The sequence below is a fragment of the Streptomyces sp. NPDC050145 genome (assembly GCF_044460245.1).
Classification (GTDB): Bacteria; Actinomycetota; Actinomycetes; order Streptomycetales; family Streptomycetaceae; genus Streptomyces.
Genome location: NZ_JBITJS010000011.1, coordinates 92,002 through 108,567, shown reverse-complemented (window position 1 = coordinate 108,567; position 16,566 = coordinate 92,002). Strand labels below are relative to the sequence as shown.

The following is a 16,566-nucleotide window of genomic DNA, read 5'->3' as shown; positions in this document are numbered from 1 at the left end:
GTGTGCTCCCCCCCCCCCCCCCCCCCCCCCCCCGCCCGCGCCGCCCGCCCCCCGCCCCCCCCCCCCCCCCCCCGCACCGGGATACGATCTCTGGCGCCATGCAGATGAACGTCAAGTACACCAGCCTCGTCGCGCTCGGCGACTCCTTCACCGAGGGCATGTCGGACCGGCTGCCGGACGGCTCGTACCGCGGCTGGGCCGACCTCCTGGCCGGCCGGATGGCCGCCCGGGACCCGGGGTTCCGGTACGCCAACCTCGCCGTGCGCGGCAAGCTCATCGGGCAGATCGTCGACGAGCAGGTCGAGGTCGCCGCCGGTATGCGGGCCGACGTGGTCACCCTCGTGGGCGGCCTGAACGACACCCTGCGTCCCAAGTGCGACATGGGCCGGGTGCGCGGGCTGCTCACCGAGGCCGTGGAGCGGCTCGCCCCCTCCTGCGAACAGCTCGTGCTGATGCGCAGCCCCGGCCGCAACGGCCCGGTCATGGAGCGGTTCCGGCCGCGCATGGAGGAGCTGTTCACGCACATCGACGAGCTCGCGGCGCGGCACGGCGCCGTGGTCGTCGACCTGTACGGGGCGCCGGTCCTCGGCGAGCAGCGCATGTGGGACGTGGACCGGCTGCATCTGACCGCCGAGGGGCACGAGCGGGTCGCCGAGGCCGTGTGGCAGGCGCTCGGGTATCCGCCGGAGTCCGACTGGCGTGCCCCGCCGGCCGCGGCGGCCCGGCCGAACTGGGCCGCGCGGCGGGTCGCCGACGCCCGGTTCGCGAAGCAGCACCTCGTGCCGTGGATCGGGCGGCGCCTCACGGGCCGCTCGTCGGGTGACGGGCTGGCGCCCAAGCGCGGGGAGCTCGCGCCGTACGCGGCTGCCTCCGAGGCCCCGGCACCCTCCGACTCGTAACGCCCTCCAGGGCCCGGACGGGCGCCCTATTCTGCCCGCATGACGCAGTCCGAGGGGTTCGCGGGGGCCGAGGGGCCCGAGGAGTTCAACGGGGTCGAGGTGCGCACGTTCCCGGACGCGGCGGCCTTCGACGACTGGCTCGCCGAGCACCACACGCGCGGGGCGGGCCTGTGGGTCAAGGTGGCGAAGCGGGCCTCGGGAATCGCGTCGGTCACGGACGACGAGCTGGTCGACGTGGGGCTGTGCTGGGGCTGGATCTCCGGGCAGCGGCGCGGCCTGGACGACCGGTACTACCTGCAGAAGTACGTGCCGCGACGGCCCCGCAGCCTGTGGTCGCGGGTGAACGTCGACAAGGTCGCGGACCTCGCGGCCGCGGGCCGGATGCGGGAGCCGGGGCTCGCCGAGGTCCGCCGGGCGCAGGAGGACGGCCGCTGGGACCGCGCGTACGCGTCGCAGGCGACGGCCAAGGTCCCCGACGATCTCGCGGCGGCGCTCGACGCGGAGCCGGCCGCCCGCAAGGCGTTCGACGCCCTCGACCGCACCGCCCGCTACCTGACCCTGCTGCCCCTCCTCCAGGCGACGACGCCGCAGGCGCGCAGGACGCGGCTGGAGCGGGCCGTGCGCGCCCTCGCGGGGACGGGGCCGGCCGACGAGGGCTGACTTGTGCACGCGCCCGAGAGCGGGCGCCGATCTTTGTGCTTCCTGTCAGTCGGTGTTCGCTCCGCCGCGCCGGAAGACTGCGACGCGCCAGACACCACCGACCCCTGCGGGAGGCATCGTGAGCACGAGCGCGGAGCAGCAGTACGACCGGATCGGCGAGGCGTTCGAAGGGTTCAAGGCACTGACCCTGTGCCGCTACGCCGAGGTGCCGGGCTTCCTGGAGCTGGTCGGCGACGTGCGCGGCCGGTCCGTCCTCGACCTGGCCTGCGGGACCGGCTTCTACAGTCGCGAGTTCAAGCGGCGCGGGGCGGACGACGTGCTGGGCGTCGACGTCTCCGGCGAGATGATCAACGCCGCGCTGCGCCTCGAGGAGGCCGATCCGCTGGGCGTGCGTTACGCGGTCGGCGACGTGGCACGCGCCGGCTCTCTCGGCCCGGGCCGCTACGACCTCGCCACCGCCGTGAACCTCCTCAATTACGCGGACACCACCGACACGATGACGTCCATGTGCCGCACCGTCCACGCCGCGCTGACGCCGGGCGGCACCTTCTACGCCCTCAACCAGAGCCCGGACTACGACTTCGAGGGGCCGAGCCCGCGCCCGTACGGGTTCCTCAGCGAGCTGGAGGGCGGCCGCTCGGAGGTCGGTCCCCGGGTACGCATCACCGCGTTCCTCGACCCGCAGCCCGTCTCCTTCACGGCGAACCTGCCGCGCCGCGAGGTGTACGCCGAGGCGCTGACCCGGGCGGGCTTCACCGACGTCACGTGGTCGCCGCTGGCCGTCTCGCCCGAGGGCCGCGCGGCGTTCGCCGCCGGCTTCTGGGACGACTACGAGGCCAACCCGCCCTTCGAACTCCTCACGGCCCGGCGCCCGGCCTGACCGGTCAGGCCGACGCGGGAGGCGGGGACGGGGGCGGCGGGTAGGACGGGCGCGGCGGCACGCGCGGTGCGGGGGGACGCACGACGGCCGGCGGGGGCGGGGGCTCGTCCGGGACCGCGGTACGGGGCCTGGGCCGGGGCTCCGGGGCCGCCGCCGGTGGCGGGCCGGGTGGTGGGGGCGGCGGGGCGTCCGATGCGGGCAGCAGCGGGACACCCGCGCGCAGCCGGCTCACGGATTCCCCGGCCCGGCGCCGGGCCCGTGGGTCGTCGTCCCGCACGAAGCCGAGCCGGACGCCCATCCGGCCGAGCCCCTGCACCTCGCTCAGCCGATAGCCCAGCGCGTGCGCGATCCGCTCCGCCCGCTCCCGCTCGTCCTGGCTCCCGGAATGCAGGACGACCTCGACCCGCCCCCGCCCGTCGAACCCGGCCCGCACCACCTGCTCGTCCATCCCCCGCTCCTTCCCGCTTCCGGACAGCATCCCCGACGCGTACCGTGAGGAGGACCGGCCCCCGGTCGGCCTGTACGTTCCTCCAGGTCGGCGGTGGTTCGGAGCCTGTAGGGACGCCCGGTAAACTCCGTACACGTGACTGCGCCTGCCAAGCCCCGTATCCCGAACGTTCTCGCCGGACGCTACGCCTCCGCCGAGCTCGCCACCCTCTGGTCCCCGGAGGAGAAGGTGAAGCTGGAGCGTCGGCTCTGGCTCGCCGTCCTGAAGGCCCAGAAGGACCTGGGGATCGAGGTGCCGGACGCCGCGATCGCGGACTACGAGCGCGTGCTCGACCAGGTCGACCTGGCCTCCATCGCCGAGCGTGAGAAGGTCACGCGGCACGACGTGAAGGCCCGCATCGAGGAGTTCAACGCGCTCGCCGGGCACGAGCAGGTCCACAAGGGCATGACGTCCCGCGACCTGACGGAGAACGTCGAGCAGCTCCAGATCCGGCTCTCGCTCGAACTGGTCCGGGACCGTACCGTCGCCGTCCTGGCGCGTCTGGGCAAGCTGTCGGGCGAGTACGCCGAGCTGGTCATGGCGGGCCGCTCGCACAACGTCGCGGCGCAGGCCACGACCCTCGGCAAGCGCTTCGCGACCGCCACCGACGAGCTGCTCGTCGCGTACGGCCGGGTCGAGGAGCTGCTCACCCGCTACCCGCTGCGCGGCATCAAGGGCCCGGTCGGCACCGCGCAGGACATGCTCGACCTGCTGGGCGGCGACGCCGACAAGCTGGCCGACCTGGAGCAGCGGATCGCCACGCACCTGGGCTTCTCGCAGGCCTTCACCTCCGTCGGCCAGGTCTACCCGCGCTCGCTCGACTACGAGGTCGTCACCGCGCTGGTGCAGCTCGCCGCGGCCCCGTCGTCGCTGGCCAAGACGATCCGTCTGATGGCCGGCCACGAGCTGGTCACCGAGGGCTTCAAGCCGGGCCAGGTCGGCTCGTCGGCGATGCCGCACAAGATGAACACCCGCTCCTGCGAGCGCGTCAACGGCCTCATGGTCATCCTGCGCGGCTACGCGTCGATGACGGGCGAGCTGGCGGGCGACCAGTGGAACGAGGGCGACGTGTCCTGCTCCGTGGTCCGCCGCGTGGCCCTGCCGGACGCGTTCTTCGCGCTCGACGGCCTGCTCGAGACCTTCCTGACGGTGCTCGACGAGTTCGGCGCCTTCCCGGCCGTCGTCGCCCGTGAGCTGGACCGCTACCTGCCGTTCCTCGCCACCACGAAGGTCCTCATGGCGTCGGTGCGCGCGGGCGTGGGCCGCGAGGAGGCCCACGAGGCGATCAAGGAGAACGCCGTCGCGTCCGCGCTGGCGATGCGCGAGCAGGGCGCCGAGCGCAACGAGCTGCTCGACAAGCTCGCCGCCGACTCCCGCATCCCGCTGGACCGCGCGCAGCTCGACGAGCTGATGGCCGACAAGCTGTCGTTCACGGGCGCCGCCGCCGGCCAGGTCGCCCAGGTCGTCGCGCGCGTCGAGGAGATCGTCAAGCAGCACCCGGAGGCCGCCGGGTACACGCCCGGAGCGATCCTCTGACCCGGCTCACCCCCGCGGACCTGGAGGCCGCTCGTGACCGTCTCGTTCCGGACGTCGTCGCGAGCGGCCTCTCCGTGCTGTTCTGCGGGATCAATCCGGGCCTGATGACGGCGGCGACCGGCCACCACTTCGCGCGGCCCGGCAACCGCTTCTGGCCGGTGCTGCATCTGTCCGGCTTCACCCCGCGCCTGCTGAAGCCATCCGAGCAGGACGAGCTGTTGTCGTACGGGCTGGGGATCACCAATGTGGTGGCGCGGGCCACGGCGCGCGCGGACGAGCTGAGCGCCGAGGAGTTCCGCGAGGGCGGCCGGATCCTCACGGAGAAGGTCACGCGGCTGCGCCCGCGCTGGCTGGCTGTCGTCGGCGTGACCGCGTACCGGTCGGCGTTCGGCGAGCCGAAGGCCCGGATCGGGCCGCAGGAGCGGGAGATCGGGGGCGCCCGGGTGTGGGCGCTGCCCAATCCCAGCGGCCTGAACGCGCACTGGACGGCCGCGACGATGGCGGAGGAGTACGCGCGACTGCGCAAAGCAGCCGCCCCCGTGCCGGAGTAGCTCCCCTCCCCCGCCGCACCGCCCCGCTACGGCTTGCGGGCCACGACGCCGAACTGGGCGACCAGCGGCCCCTCCTCGCCGGCTTCGGAGCGCCAGCGGGCGCAGGAGACGAGGCCGGGCTCGACGAGCTCCAGGCCGTCCAGGAAGCCGAGCACCTCGGCGCCGGTGCGGGCGGTGATCGGCGGGGTCGCGTTCTCGTTCCAGAACTTCATCGCCGCCTCGTTGCCCTCGCCGCCCAGCTCCAGGGTGGGGTGCGTGAGGACGACGTAGCTGCCGGACGGGACGGCGTCGACGAGGCGGCGCACGATCGCCGCGGCCTCCTCCGTGTCCAGGACGAAGTTCAGGATGCCGAGCAGCATGATCGCGACGGGGCGGTCGAAGTCGAGGGTGGTGGAGGCGGCCTCGACGATGGCGCGCGGGTCGTGGGCGTCCGCGTCCACGTAGTTGGTCGCGCCCTCGGCCGTGCTGGTGAGCAGCGCCCGGGCGTGGGTCAGCACGATCGGGTCGTTGTCCACGTAGACGATGCGCGCGTCGGGGGCGATGCGCTGGGCGACCTCGTGCGTGTTGTCCACCGTCGGCAGGCCCGTGCCGATGTCGAGGAACTGGCGGACGCCCGCCTCCCCGGCGAGGAAGGCGACGGCTCGGCCGAGGAAGGCGCGGTCGGCGCGCGCGACCTCGCCGATGCTCGGGTACATGGACGTGACCATGTCGCCGACCTGCTCGTCGACCTGGTAGTGGTCCTTGCCGCCCAGCCAGTAGTTCCACACACGGGCGTTGTGCGCGATGTGGCTGGCGATCCGCTCTCCCGGCTGCTGCGCGCTGTCGTCGCTCATGTGCTTCCCTTCGTGCCGTGGCTGCCCTGGCTGCTGCTCGACCGTCGCGCCGGCCCGTGCGGACCGGCGCTCAAGATCCCCTGCACGCAGGGTAGTTCCTCCCGCCGACAACGGGCACCGACAACGGGAGCCCCCGCGTCAGGCGTCCCGGCGGCGCAGCGCCCACCACCCGGCGAGCACGGCGACCGCGGCCCACAGCGCGCACACCGCGAGCCCCGCCCACGGGCCGAGCGAGCCGACCGCCTGCTGGCGCAGCACCTGCTGGCCCGCCCGGTCCGGGAGGAAGTCGGCGACGTTGCCCGCCACGTCCCCGACGACGAAGGACACGATGAGGAGGAACGGCACCAGGATGCTCAGCACGGCGACGGCGCTGCGCAGTACGGCCGTGAGCCCGGCGGCCGACAGCGCCATGAGCGCGAGGTAGGCACCACCGCCGAGGCAGGCCCGGAGGGCTCCGGCGTCGCCGAGACCGAGCGCGTAGGAGCCCATGAAGGCCTGGCCGCCGAGGAAGGCCGTGAAGGTGGTCAGGGTGCCGACGGCGAACGCGCTCGCGCCGATCACCGCGAGCTTCGACAGGTACAGGCGGTTACGGTCGGGGACAGCGGTCAGGGAGACGCGCAGCGCGCCGTTGAGGAACTCGCACGACACGGCGGTGGCGCCGAAGGCGAGGGCGGCGATCTGGCCGAAGTTCAGGGCGTAGAAGGCGAAGAACAGGTGGTCGCTGCCGCTGCCGCCCTCGCCGCGGGCCTCCTCCTGGCCGATGCTCGCCATCACCAGAAGGGTGATGGCGACGGTGGCGGCGAACACGCTGACGAGCGAGCCGAAGCTGCCGCGCAGCGATCTGATCTTGATCCACTCGGAGTGCAGCACAGCGGTGGTGGACATGGTCAGGCCTCCTGGAGGGGCGTGCCGGTGAACTCGGCGTCGCGGGCGGTCAGGGCGAGGTAGGCCTCTTCCAAGGAGGCTTCTTCGTCGGCGAGTTGGAGGACGGGGACGGCTTCGGTCGCGGCGAGGGCGCCGACGTCGGCGGCGGTCGCTCCGTCGACGAGGAGCCGGCCGTCGTCGTCGAGCGTGACCGTGTGTCCCGCGCGGACGAGCGCGTCCCGCAGCCGGCCCGGGTCGGTGGTGCGCACGTGGACGCGGCGTGCGCTGTGCGCGGCGATGAAGTCCGGCATCGCGGTGTCGGCGAGGAGCCGGCCTCGGCCGAGGACGACGAGGTGGTCGGCGAAGGTCGCGGTCTCGTTCATGAGGTGGCTGGAGACCAGCACCGTGCGTCCCGCGCGGGCGAGGTCGCGCATCAACTCACGGATCCAGATGATGCCTTCGGGGTCGAGTCCGTTGGACGGCTCGTCGAGCATCACGACCTCGGGGTCGCCGAGGAGGGCCGCCGCGATGCCGAGGCGCTGGCGCATGCCGAGGGAGAACGTCTTGATGCGGCGCTTGGCGACGGCGGCGATGCCGGCCTGTTCCAGGACCTCCTCGACGCGGCGGGCCGGGATGCGGTTGCTGACGGCGAGCGCGAGCAGGTGGTCGCGTGCGGTGCGGGCGCCGTGGGCGGCCTGCGGGTCGAGGAGCGCGCCCACGGTGCGCAGCGGTTCCGCGTACGTGCCGTAGGCGCGGCCGCCGATGAGCGCGCTTCCGGAGGTGGGGCGGTCGAGTCCGAGGGCGAGGCGCAGGGTGGTGGACTTGCCGGCGCCGTTCGGGCCGAGGAAGCCGGTGACGCGGCCGGGCTCGACACTGAAGGTCAGTCCGTCGACGGCGCGCTTCGTGCCGTACTCCTTGGTGAGGTCCAAGACGTCGATGCTGGTCATGACTTCAGCCTGGCCCGGCGACAGGGTGCGGGTCCTCCCCCGCCGGTGGAGATCGTCTCCCCCGTGCGGGGGAGCCGTGGGGCGCGGGGCTGCTGGCACGATGGGCGCATGCCCCGCCTTGTGAGACCGCTGTTCCGCGCGGTCACGTACACCCGTTGGCTGCACCTGTTGTCTGCGGCGGTTCTCGCCTTCGTGTGCGCCACGGTGTACCCGGGCCTGTCGCGGCCGTCGCTCACGGACTGGCTGCTCGTGTACGCGGTGCCGGTTCCCCTTCTGTTGGTGGCGGGACTGTTTCCCGCGACCCGGAGGGCGGAGGGGCTGCAGGCGCGGCTGCTGCTGTTTCCGGGCGGGCACACGCGCGTGGCGGGCGACGGGGAGGAGGGCGGCGTCTCTGTGGCACCGTCGGCGTCCTGGCGGGACCGGGCCAGGACCAGCGGCTGGCTGCTCCTGCGACTGGTCCTGGGCCTGTCCGTCGCACTGCTCTCGGGGCAACTGGTGGCGGTCTCCCTGGAATTGACGGGCGCCGCGGCGGGGAACACACCGGAGACCGTCTCCGCCCTGCCCACTCCCGGCCCCGGTTGGTGGTGCGCCGCACTGATCCCGCTCCCCCTGTTGGTGCTCCTCTACGTGGTGGCGGGTGCGGGCTGGCTGACGGCGCGCGCCGCCCTCCTGTTGCTGGGCCCGTCGGCGGCGGAGCGCCTCACCGCCCTTGAGGAGCGCACCGAGCAGCTGCTGGAACGAAACCGCATCGCGCGGGAGTTGCACGACTCCATCGGGCACGCGCTGACCGTCGCGGTGGTGCAGGCGGGGGCGGCGCGGGCGGCGGGCGATCCGGCGTTCACGGACCGGGCGCTCGACGCCATCGAGGAGACGGGCCGGGCCGCCCTGGAGGATCTGGACCGGGTCCTGAGGGTGCTGCGGGAGGCGGAGCGGCCCGCGAGCCGCCGTCCGACGCTCCAGGAGGCGGACCGGCTCCTCGACTCGGCGCGGGCGTCCGGCGCGAAGGTGGACGTGGAGGTGCGCGGCCCGCTGGACGCGGTGCCGGGGCCGGTGTCCCGCGAGGGGTACCGCATCCTTCAGGAGGCGCTCACGAACGTCCTGCGTCACTGTGGCGCGGTGCCGGTCCGGGTGGAGCTCGCCGTCGCCGACGGGCGGCTCTCGCTGGAGGTGCGCAACCCGCTGCCTTCGGGCGGCCGGGCCGCGCCGGGCGGCACGGGGAGCGGGCTGCGCGGGGTACGGGAGCGGGCCGCGCTGTTGGGCGGCCGGGCACGGACCGGCCCCCTGGGCGAGGAGTGGCAGGTACACGTGGACCTGCCGGCGGGGTGATCTAGGCTGGCGCGGTGCCGCTCACCGTGCTTCTCGTAGACGACGAACCCCTGGTCCGCGCCGGTCTGCGCGCCGTGCTGGAGGCGCAGCCCGACATCGAGGTGGTGGGCGAGGCCGCGGACGGCGCGGCCGTCGTCCCGCTGGTGCGGGAGCTGCGGCCCGACGTGGTCGCCATGGACGTACGGATGCCGCTGCTCGACGGGATCGAGGCCACCCGCGCGGTGCTGCGCACGGTCGACCGACCGCCGAAGATCCTCGTGATCACCACCTTCGAGAACGACGAGTACGTGTACGGGGCGCTGCGCGCGGGTGCCGACGGGTTCCTGCTGAAGCGGGCGCGGCCGGCGGAGATCGTGCACGCGGTGCGGCTCGTCGCGGCGGGCGACTCGCTCCTGTTCCCGGCGGCGGTGCGGCGGCTCGCCGCGGAGTACGGCACGTCGAAGGCGCGGACCGCGCTGGAGCGGGCGGCGCTGACCGAGCGGGAGGGCGAGGTGCTGCGGCGCATGGCGCGGGGGTTGTCGAACGCGGAGATCGCCACGGATCTCGTCGTCGGCACGGAGACGGTGAAGTCGCACGTGAGCGCCGTCCTCGCGAAGCTCGGGGCGCGGGACAGGACCCAGGCCGTGATCGCCGCCTACGAATCCGGTTTCGTCACCCCGAGCTGACGTCCGGATCCTCCCGGATCGCGTCCCGCGCGGGTGAGCGATGCGTTCCACATCGGCGCACCCCGCGTCTCGCCGCGGCGCCGCGCGGCGAGTAGCATCCGGCGGACACGCGCACTAGCTGGGAGGACGGACGTTGGGGCGGCTGACCGGCGGGGATCCCTCTCTGCTCAGGCGGATCAATTCCGCGGTGGTGCTGCACGCGCTGCGCGCCACGGATTTCGCGACGCTCACCGAGATCACCGGGGTGACCGGACTGTCCCGGCCCACCGTCGAGGGCGTCGTGGAAGGGCTCATGGAGGCCGGACTCGTCGTCGAGACGGACGGCACGGCGCCGAGTGCCCGTCGGCAGGGTCGTCCCGCGCGCAAGTTCCGCTTCCGGGCCGAGGCGGGTCACCTGCTCGGCCTGGAGATCGGGCCGCACCGGGTCGCCGCCGTGCTGTCCGCGCTCGACGGGCGCATCCTCGGCTCGGCGTCCAAGGACGTGTCGGAGACCGCCCCGGCGGACGAGCGCCTGGAGCGGCTGCGGGGCACGGTCGCCGATCTGCTGCGCCGGGCGGGCGTGGCCCGTGACTCGCTGCGCGCGGTCGGCGTGGGCAGCCCGGGGATCGTGGAGGCCGACGGCACGGTACGGCTCGGCACGGCGCTTCCGGAGTGGACGGGGCTGCCGCTCGGCGACCGGCTCCGGCGTTCCTTCAGGTGCCCCGTGATCGTCGAGAACGACGCGAACACGGCGGCGGTCGCCGAGCACTGGAAGGGCGCCGGCGTCGACACCGACGACATGGTGATGGTGCTCGCGGGGCTGAGCCCGGGCGCCGGTTCGCTGATCGGCGGGCGGCTGCACCGTGGTTTCGGGGGCGCGGCCGGCGAGATCGGGGCTCTGCATCTGCTGGGCCGCGAGGTGCGCCCCGAGACGCTGCTGTCGACGACGGACGAGCCGCTGCATCCGCTGGACGAGCAGGCCGTGGCGAAGGTGTTCGCGCTGGCCAAGGAGGGCGACGAGCGGGCCGGTGCCGCCGTCGAGCGGTTCATCCAGCGGCTGGTGCACGATGTCGCGGCGCTGGTCCTCGCCCTCGATCCGGAGCTGGTGGTCGTCGGCGGCTGGGCGGCCGGGCTGGACGGCGTGCTCGATCCGCTGCGCCGGGAGCTGGAGCGCTACTGCCTGCGTCCGCCGCGGGTCGCCCTGTCGCTGCTCGGCGAGGCGGCGGTGGCCACGGGCGCGTTGCGCCTGGCGCTCGACCATGTGGAGGCGCAACTGTTCGCGACGGAGAGCACGGTGTCGGCTCGCCGCTGAGGTTTTGCGGGCGGGGCCGAACCATGAGGCTGGACCGATGCGTACGCGGCCTGTGAAGCGGGCCGACGGGGCTGGCCACCGGGTGGGCTGCGTGTCGGGGGCGGGAGGCCCGCACGATGCGCCCGGCGCGCCTCGACAGCTGGAGCCGCTCGCTGGGCGCCCAGCCGCCCAGGTATGACCCCGCAGACGGGCAGGCCGACCTCAGGCTCGGCCCACCTGAGCGCTCGCGCGGGAACGCCGCCGACCGGGATTCAGGTGCCGCTCGCTCCATGGATGGGCGGGCGGCCCGCCGCTCAGGACGCGTGGGCCTCCGGGGTGTGGTGGATCTCCACGCTGGGGGTGTCGCCGAAGGTGAGGCGGCAGGTGTCCGCGCGGTACGTGGCCACGGCGGCCGCCGCCGTCGCGCCCTTGCTGAAGTAGCGCGTCGTCACCACGAGGACCGGGGCGCCGGGCAGCCGGTCGAGCTCCTTGGCGTCCTCCGCGCGCACGGAGCCGAGCTCCACCGCGCGGTCCTGGCCGTCGAGGCCCTGCCGCTGGAGCTCGCGCAGCACGGCGCGGCCGCGGGCGGGGCCGGACGGGGCGTCTATGGCGGTCAGGTCGGGCACGGAGGCGGCGGGAACGTAGAGCAGCTCGGCGGCGACCGTCTGGCCGTGCGAGACGCGGCGGCGGCGCAGCACGTGCACGCTCTCGCCCGCGCGGACGCCGAGCATGCCCGCGACGGCGGCCGGGGCCACGTCGAGGGTGGAGTCGACGACCTGCCACGCGTCACCGCTGGCACCGGGCCGGTCCTCGTCGGTGGAGGCCACGGCCACGCCCACGCGGGGCGGCGCCACAGTGGTGCCAACGCCGCGGCGGCGCTGGAGGCGGCCTTCCAGCTCCAGCTGCTCGAGAGCCTGGCGGAGCGTGGCGCGGGCGACGCCGAACCGGGCGGCGAGGTCACGCTCGTTCGGAAGGATCTCGCCGACGGAGAACTCCGAGTCCAGCGCCTCGCTCAGCACGGTCCGCAGATGCCAGTACTTCGGCTCCGGAGCCGCTTCCAACTGCGTGGTCCCCACCCTGTCCTCCGCAACAGCCATGTCCCGGCGGCTATTTAGCGCCCTTGTTTATTAAAGGTTCCTGCACTATCCCTGCGAGCGTATGACCCGCCCCTGACTTGGTCAAGACCAATGCTCGATCGGGTACGGCCCGTGCCGGGGCCCTGCCGCAGAGCGTTCATGGAGGGCCGCACACCGTTCGCACGGCGTTCGCGCGCGTGGCCGCGCACACGCGAAGGCCCGCCCCGCGGCAGCGGGACGGGCCTTCGTCCGGACAGCGGCTACAGGAGGCGACTCACAGGAGCGACTGCAGCTTGTCGGGGTTGCGCACGATGTAGACCTGCTGGATCTTCCCGTCGGCGACGCCGAGCTGGATGACGGCGTCGATCTTGCCGCCCACCAGGAAGGCGACGGCCGGCGCGCCGTTGAGCTCCAGGAAGCGGTACGAGGTGTCGGCCTGCCCCGCCCCCTGGCGCGCGGCCCCGTGCACGAAGCGGCCCACCTTGTCGGCGGACTCGATGACGCGGACGGGCGCCTTCGACTTGCCGCCACTGTCGCCGACGAGGGCGACGTCGGGCGCGAGCATCTTCATCAGCCCCTCGAGGTCCCCGTCGGCGGCCGCGGCGAGGAACCGCTCGGTGAGGTCGCGCTGCTGCGCGGGGTCGACGTCGAAGCGGGGCCTGCGCTCCTCCACGTGCTTGCGCGCGCGAGCGGCGAGTTGGCGCACGGCGGCCTCGCCGCGCTCCAGGGTGGTCGCGATCTCGGCGAAGGGCAGCCCGAAGGCCTCGCGCAGGACGAAGACGGCACGCTCCAGCGGCGAGAGCGACTCCAGGACGACGAGCACGGCCAGGGACACCGAGTCGGCGAGCACGGCCTGTTCGGCGGTGTCGGGGACCCGGGGGCCGAAGTCGGTCACGAGCGGTTCGGGCAGCCAGGGGCCCACGTAGGACTCGCGGCGGGACTGGGCCTGGCGCAGCCGGTCGACGGCGAGCCGGGTCGTGATGCGCACCAGGTAGGCGCGGGGTTCGCGGACGTCGGCGCGGTCCGCCTGGGACCAGCGCAGCCAGGCGTCCTGCACCACGTCCTCGGCGTCGGCGACGCGGCCCAGCATGCGGTAGGCCACGCCCATGAGGACGGGCCGGTGCTCTTCGAAGAGGTCGATCACGGTATCGGTGGCCACGTCTCCATCCCAACCGACGAACGACGCGCTGTCCAGGCCGGCCCGGCGGACCGGCCGATGTCGGGCGCCGCCCCTCTTGAACTCGGGCCTACTCGGCGGTAATTGTTGCTGACAAGGAGTCTAAGGAACCGTCGAGGCGTGGCGGGGACAGGGAGCGAGCGACATGGCACGGGCGACCTTCACCATCGACAGCCACGGCGGACCCCGCGAGGTGACCGTCACGTACGAGCGCACCGGATCCGGGGAGCCGCTGCTCCTGCTGCACGGGATCGGGCACCACTGGCAGGCCTGGCAGCCGGTGCTGCCGATCCTGGCCGCCGAGCGCGACGTCGTCGCCCTCGACCTGCCGGGCTTCGGCGCGTCTCCGGCGCTGCCCGAGGGGCTCGCCTACGACCTGTCGACGGTCGTCCCGGTGCTGGACGCGTTCTGCCGCCACATCGGCATCGAACGCCCCCACGTGGCCGGGAACTCGCTGGGCGGTCTGCTCGCCCTCGACCTGGGTCGCGAGAAGCGCGTGCGGTCGGTCACGGCGCTCTCCCCGGCCGGCTTCTGGACCGAGGCGGAGCGCCGCTACGCGTTCGGCACGCTCCTGGCGATGCGTCAGGGCGCGCGGGCGCTGCCGGTCCCCGCGATCGAGCGGCTGTCCCGCTCGGCGGCCGGGCGCACCGCGCTCACCAGCACCATCTACGCGCGGCCCGGCCGCCGTTCACCCGAGGCCGTCGTGGCCGAGACCCTGGCGCTGCGCGAGGCCCCCGGCTTCCGCGAGACGCTCCGCGCGGGCCGCACCGTCCAGTTCCGCGACGACGTTCCCGAGATCCCGGTGACCGTCGCCTGGGGCACGCGGGACCGGCTGCTCCTGCGCCGCCAGGGGGTGCGCGCCAAGCAGGTCCTGCCGGGCGCGCGTCTGGTCCGGCTGCCCGGCTGCGGTCACGTCCCGATGAACGACGCCCCGGCGCTCGTCGCCCGCGTCATCCTCGACACCAGCCGCTGACCGGGCGCCGAACACCCCGGAGCCCAGGGCGACCCCGCCCGCGACGAGCGCGCTGCCCGCGCCCTGGGCGAGGCCGTACGTCCCCGCGCCCACCAGGGGCGCCGTGCAGGCCGCCGCCACAGGGATGAGCCCGGAGAACAGCGTGGCCCGCTCCGCGCCGATCCGCTGCATGCCCGCGTACCAGCACACGAAGCCGATCACGGTGACGACGACGGCCTGCCACACCAGGGCGGCGGTCTCGGCCGGTTCCGGGACCCGCAGCCAGGCGGTGCCGTCGAGGACGAGCCCGGCGAGCACCGACTCGGCCGCGGCGACCGCGCACACCGTGCAGGACAGCAGGCGCGGACCGAGCGGGCGCAGCACCGGGACCGCGAGCACCGCGAAGCCCACCTCTCCGGCGAGCGCTCCCACGGACCACAGCAGCCCCGGGAGGTCCGTGCGCCCCCACCCCTGGACGGTGAAGGCCCCGGCCGCGACCAGCAACGCGCCCTGAAGCACCGGCCGTCGCGGGCGCCGCCCGTCCAGCAGAGGGACGAGCACGGCCACGATCACCGGCGCGCACCCGACGAAGACGCCGGGAACGGCGGGTTCCGCCGTGCGTTCGGCGGCGAGCACGGCGAGGTTGAAGCCGACCATCCCGACCGCCGCGAGGAGGGCGAGCCGTCCCCACTGGCGTCCGGTGAGCCGCTTCAGAGGCGCGAGACCGTCCCTGCGCGCCACCAGGGGGAGCAGCAGCAGGAAGGCGAGTCCGTAGCGCAGGAACTGACCGCCCGCGTACGGGTAGTGGCCCAGGACGCTGTTCGCGGTGAACGAGCCTCCTACGAGGACGCAGGCGAGGGCGGCGAGGGCGGAGCCGCGCAAGGTGGTGGCGTTCATGGTCTCGACGCTAGGAGGCACGGTGGTCCGGTTCGGGGTCCAATCGACGCGCGTTCTCGGGGACCAATCGGAGGAGCCCTTCTGGGGCCAGTAGGGTGCGCGCTCATGATCTCGTCCTCGCTCCCCCAGGAGGCGTCCGCCGCCTGGGAGTTGCTCCTGCCGGCGGCCGCCGCCCCCGCACGCGCGCGTGGCCGCTCCCTCCAGAGCGCTCTGCGGGAGGCGGTGCGTTCGGGCCGGCTCGCCCCGGGCACCCGGCTGCCCTCCAGCCGGGACCTGGCGCGCGACCTGGGCGTGTCCCGGGGGCTGGTCACGGACGCCTACGAGCAGTTGGCCGCGGAGGGCTATCTGCGCAGCGGACGGGGCGCCGGCACCTGGGTGGGCGACGCGGTGCGGGCCGCGGCGCCCGCCGCCCGGGACCTGTCGCCGCGGCGGCCCGCCGACAGCCGGGTGGACTTCGTGGCGGGCCGCCCCGATCTGTCGCTGTTCCCCAGGACGGCGTGGTCGGCAGCGCAGCGGGCCGTTCTCGCGGACCTGCCGCACGAGGAGCTCGGCTATCCCGATCCGCGCGGCCTGCCCCGGCTGCGCACGGCGCTGGCGGAGCTGCTGGCCCGGCGGCGCGGCGTCGTGGCGGACCCGGAGCGGATCGTCGTGTGCTCCGGAGTGACCCAGGCGGTGACGCTGCTCGGCGTGGCCCTCCACGCGCGCGGGGAAAGCGCCGTCGGCGTCGAGGATCCCGGCAGCCCCCAGTACGAGGAACTGTTCGCGACGGCGGGGCCGCGCGTGGTGCGTCTGCCGATGGACGACGAGGGGCTCGCTCTCGCCCCGCTGCGGGCCTCGGGCGTGCGCGCCGTGGTGACCACTCCGGGGCACCACTTCCCGTCCGGCATCGCGTACTCGGCCGACCGCAGGGCGCGGCTGCTCGCGTGGGCGCGCGAGGCGGGCGGAATCGTCGTGGAGGACGACTACGACGGCGACTTCCGCTACGACCGGGCTCCCGTGGGCGCTCTGCAGGGGCTGGATCCGGACCGCGTCGCCTACACCGGTTCGGTGAGCAAGTCCCTCGTACCGGGCCTGCGCCTGGGCTGGCTCGTCGTTCCCGACGGCCTCGCCGACGAGGTCGTCGCCCGCAAGCAGTACATGGACCTCGGCAACCCTACGCTCGACCAGGCCGTTCTCGCGCGCTTCGTCGAGCGCGGCGACTACGACCGTCAGTTGCGCCGCTGCCAGCGCGCCTACAAGGAGCGACGGGACGTGCTGCTGTCCGCCCTGGAGACGCACCTTCCCGGTACCCGGGTGTCGGGCATCGCAGCCGGCCTGCACGCCATCGCGACGCTCCCCGAGCGCTATGGACCCGAGCCGCGCCTCCTGGAGCGCTGCACCGAGGCGGGCGTGACGGTCCGTCCGCTCAGCGCCTACGGGCACGCGGACTCCGCCGGCGTGTCCCTGGTGCTCGGCTACGCCCATCTGCCGCCCGCGCGGATCACCGAGGGAGTGCGTCTCCTGGCGCGGGCGGCGCGGCCCCCGGACGGGCGGCTGCCCTGAACGG

The 16,566-nt window shown here is 74.2% G+C and carries 16 protein-coding genes and 1 pseudogene; 10 read left to right on the top strand and 7 right to left on the bottom strand.

Annotation, left to right across the window (positions count from 1 at the left end):
- Window positions 1-98: 98 nt before the first annotated feature.
- The 3 genes from ACIBTU_RS22850 to ACIBTU_RS22840 all read left to right on the top strand — a co-directional run bounded on the left by ACIBTU_RS22850 (window position 99) and on the right by ACIBTU_RS22840 (window position 2,439).
- Window positions 99-899, top strand: coding sequence for an SGNH/GDSL hydrolase family protein (locus tag ACIBTU_RS22850; protein ID WP_399128189.1), 801 nt, complete (start codon window positions 99-101; stop codon window positions 897-899).
- Window positions 900-938: 39 nt separating this feature from the next.
- Window positions 939-1,559: a YdeI family protein gene (locus ACIBTU_RS22845; RefSeq protein WP_399128188.1), complete on the top strand. Its 621-nt coding sequence runs from the start codon at window positions 939-941 to the stop codon at window positions 1,557-1,559.
- A gap of 118 nt (window positions 1,560-1,677) precedes the next feature.
- Window positions 1,678-2,439 carry a class I SAM-dependent methyltransferase gene (locus tag ACIBTU_RS22840; RefSeq protein ID WP_399128186.1) on the top strand — a complete coding sequence of 254 codons (762 nt, stop codon included), beginning with the start codon at window positions 1,678-1,680 and terminating at the stop codon, window positions 2,437-2,439.
- Window positions 2,440-2,443: 4 nt separating this feature from the next.
- Here the strand turns inward: ACIBTU_RS22840 and ACIBTU_RS22835 are convergent, their stop codons facing one another.
- The gene (locus ACIBTU_RS22835; protein ID WP_399128185.1) at window positions 2,444-2,887 is read right to left on the bottom strand and encodes a hypothetical protein; all 444 of its coding nucleotides are present in this window, start codon (window positions 2,885-2,887) and stop codon (window positions 2,444-2,446) included.
- A gap of 135 nt (window positions 2,888-3,022) precedes the next feature.
- On the opposite strand from ACIBTU_RS22835, the gene purB reads away from it, so the two are divergent.
- Window positions 3,023-4,462: an adenylosuccinate lyase gene (gene purB, locus ACIBTU_RS22830; protein ID WP_399128183.1), complete on the top strand. Its 1,440-nt coding sequence runs from the start codon at window positions 3,023-3,025 to the stop codon at window positions 4,460-4,462.
- A complete protein-coding gene (gene mug / locus ACIBTU_RS22825) occupies window positions 4,459-5,013 on the top strand; it encodes a G/U mismatch-specific DNA glycosylase (protein WP_399128400.1) in 555 nt (184 codons plus the stop codon). The genes purB and mug overlap by 4 nt, the downstream gene beginning before the upstream one ends.
- Window positions 5,014-5,039: 26 nt before the next feature.
- Here the strand turns inward: mug and ACIBTU_RS22820 are convergent, their stop codons facing one another.
- The 3 genes from ACIBTU_RS22820 to ACIBTU_RS22810 all read right to left on the bottom strand — a co-directional run bounded on the left by ACIBTU_RS22820 (window position 5,040) and on the right by ACIBTU_RS22810 (window position 7,657).
- Complete coding sequence (locus ACIBTU_RS22820; RefSeq protein ID WP_399128182.1) at window positions 5,040-5,846, bottom strand: SAM-dependent methyltransferase; 807 nt, start codon at window positions 5,844-5,846, stop codon at window positions 5,040-5,042.
- A 138-nt stretch (window positions 5,847-5,984) separates the two neighbouring features.
- On the bottom strand, window positions 5,985-6,731 hold the full coding sequence (locus tag ACIBTU_RS22815) for an ABC transporter permease (RefSeq protein WP_399128181.1): 747 nt from the start codon (window positions 6,729-6,731) through the stop codon (window positions 5,985-5,987).
- Between the two features lie 2 nt (window positions 6,732-6,733).
- Window positions 6,734-7,657, bottom strand: coding sequence for an ATP-binding cassette domain-containing protein (locus ACIBTU_RS22810; protein ID WP_399128180.1), 924 nt, complete (start codon window positions 7,655-7,657; stop codon window positions 6,734-6,736).
- A gap of 108 nt (window positions 7,658-7,765) precedes the next feature.
- Here ACIBTU_RS22810 and ACIBTU_RS22805 point away from each other — a divergent pair, with 108 nt between their 5' ends.
- The 3 genes from ACIBTU_RS22805 (at window position 7,766) to ACIBTU_RS22795 (ending at window position 10,939) form a co-directional block, all read left to right on the top strand.
- Window positions 7,766-8,983 (top strand): sensor histidine kinase, encoded by a 1,218-nt coding sequence (locus ACIBTU_RS22805; RefSeq protein ID WP_399128179.1) that lies wholly within the window; start codon window positions 7,766-7,768, stop codon window positions 8,981-8,983.
- Between the two features lie 14 nt (window positions 8,984-8,997).
- Entirely contained in the window at window positions 8,998-9,648 is a 651-nt protein-coding gene (locus ACIBTU_RS22800; protein WP_399128178.1) for a response regulator, read from the top strand.
- Window positions 9,649-9,781: 133 nt separating this feature from the next.
- Entirely contained in the window at window positions 9,782-10,939 is a 1,158-nt protein-coding gene (locus ACIBTU_RS22795) for an ROK family protein (RefSeq protein WP_399128177.1), read from the top strand.
- Between the two features lie 293 nt (window positions 10,940-11,232).
- Here ACIBTU_RS22795 and ACIBTU_RS22790 read toward each other — a convergent pair whose 3' ends face one another.
- Window positions 11,233-11,994 carry a GntR family transcriptional regulator gene (locus ACIBTU_RS22790; RefSeq protein WP_399128399.1) on the bottom strand — a complete coding sequence of 254 codons (762 nt, stop codon included), beginning with the start codon at window positions 11,992-11,994 and terminating at the stop codon, window positions 11,233-11,235.
- Window positions 11,995-12,268: 274 nt separating this feature from the next.
- Complete coding sequence (gene sigJ, locus ACIBTU_RS22785; protein WP_399128175.1) at window positions 12,269-13,153, bottom strand: RNA polymerase sigma factor SigJ; 885 nt, start codon at window positions 13,151-13,153, stop codon at window positions 12,269-12,271.
- Between the two features lie 163 nt (window positions 13,154-13,316).
- On the opposite strand from sigJ, the gene ACIBTU_RS22780 reads away from it, so the two are divergent.
- Window positions 13,317-14,144: an alpha/beta fold hydrolase gene (locus tag ACIBTU_RS22780; RefSeq protein ID WP_399128174.1), complete on the top strand. Its 828-nt coding sequence runs from the start codon at window positions 13,317-13,319 to the stop codon at window positions 14,142-14,144.
- A gap of 36 nt (window positions 14,145-14,180) precedes the next feature.
- Here ACIBTU_RS22780 and ACIBTU_RS22775 read toward each other — a convergent pair.
- Window positions 14,181-15,020: pseudogene (locus ACIBTU_RS22775) on the bottom strand (DMT family transporter); the annotation flags it as partial.
- A 105-nt stretch (window positions 15,021-15,125) separates the two neighbouring features.
- Between ACIBTU_RS22775 and ACIBTU_RS22770 the strand changes: the two are divergent.
- The gene (locus ACIBTU_RS22770) at window positions 15,126-16,562 is read left to right on the top strand and encodes a PLP-dependent aminotransferase family protein (protein ID WP_399128173.1); all 1,437 of its coding nucleotides are present in this window, start codon (window positions 15,126-15,128) and stop codon (window positions 16,560-16,562) included.
- Window positions 16,563-16,566: the final 4 nt, after the last annotated feature.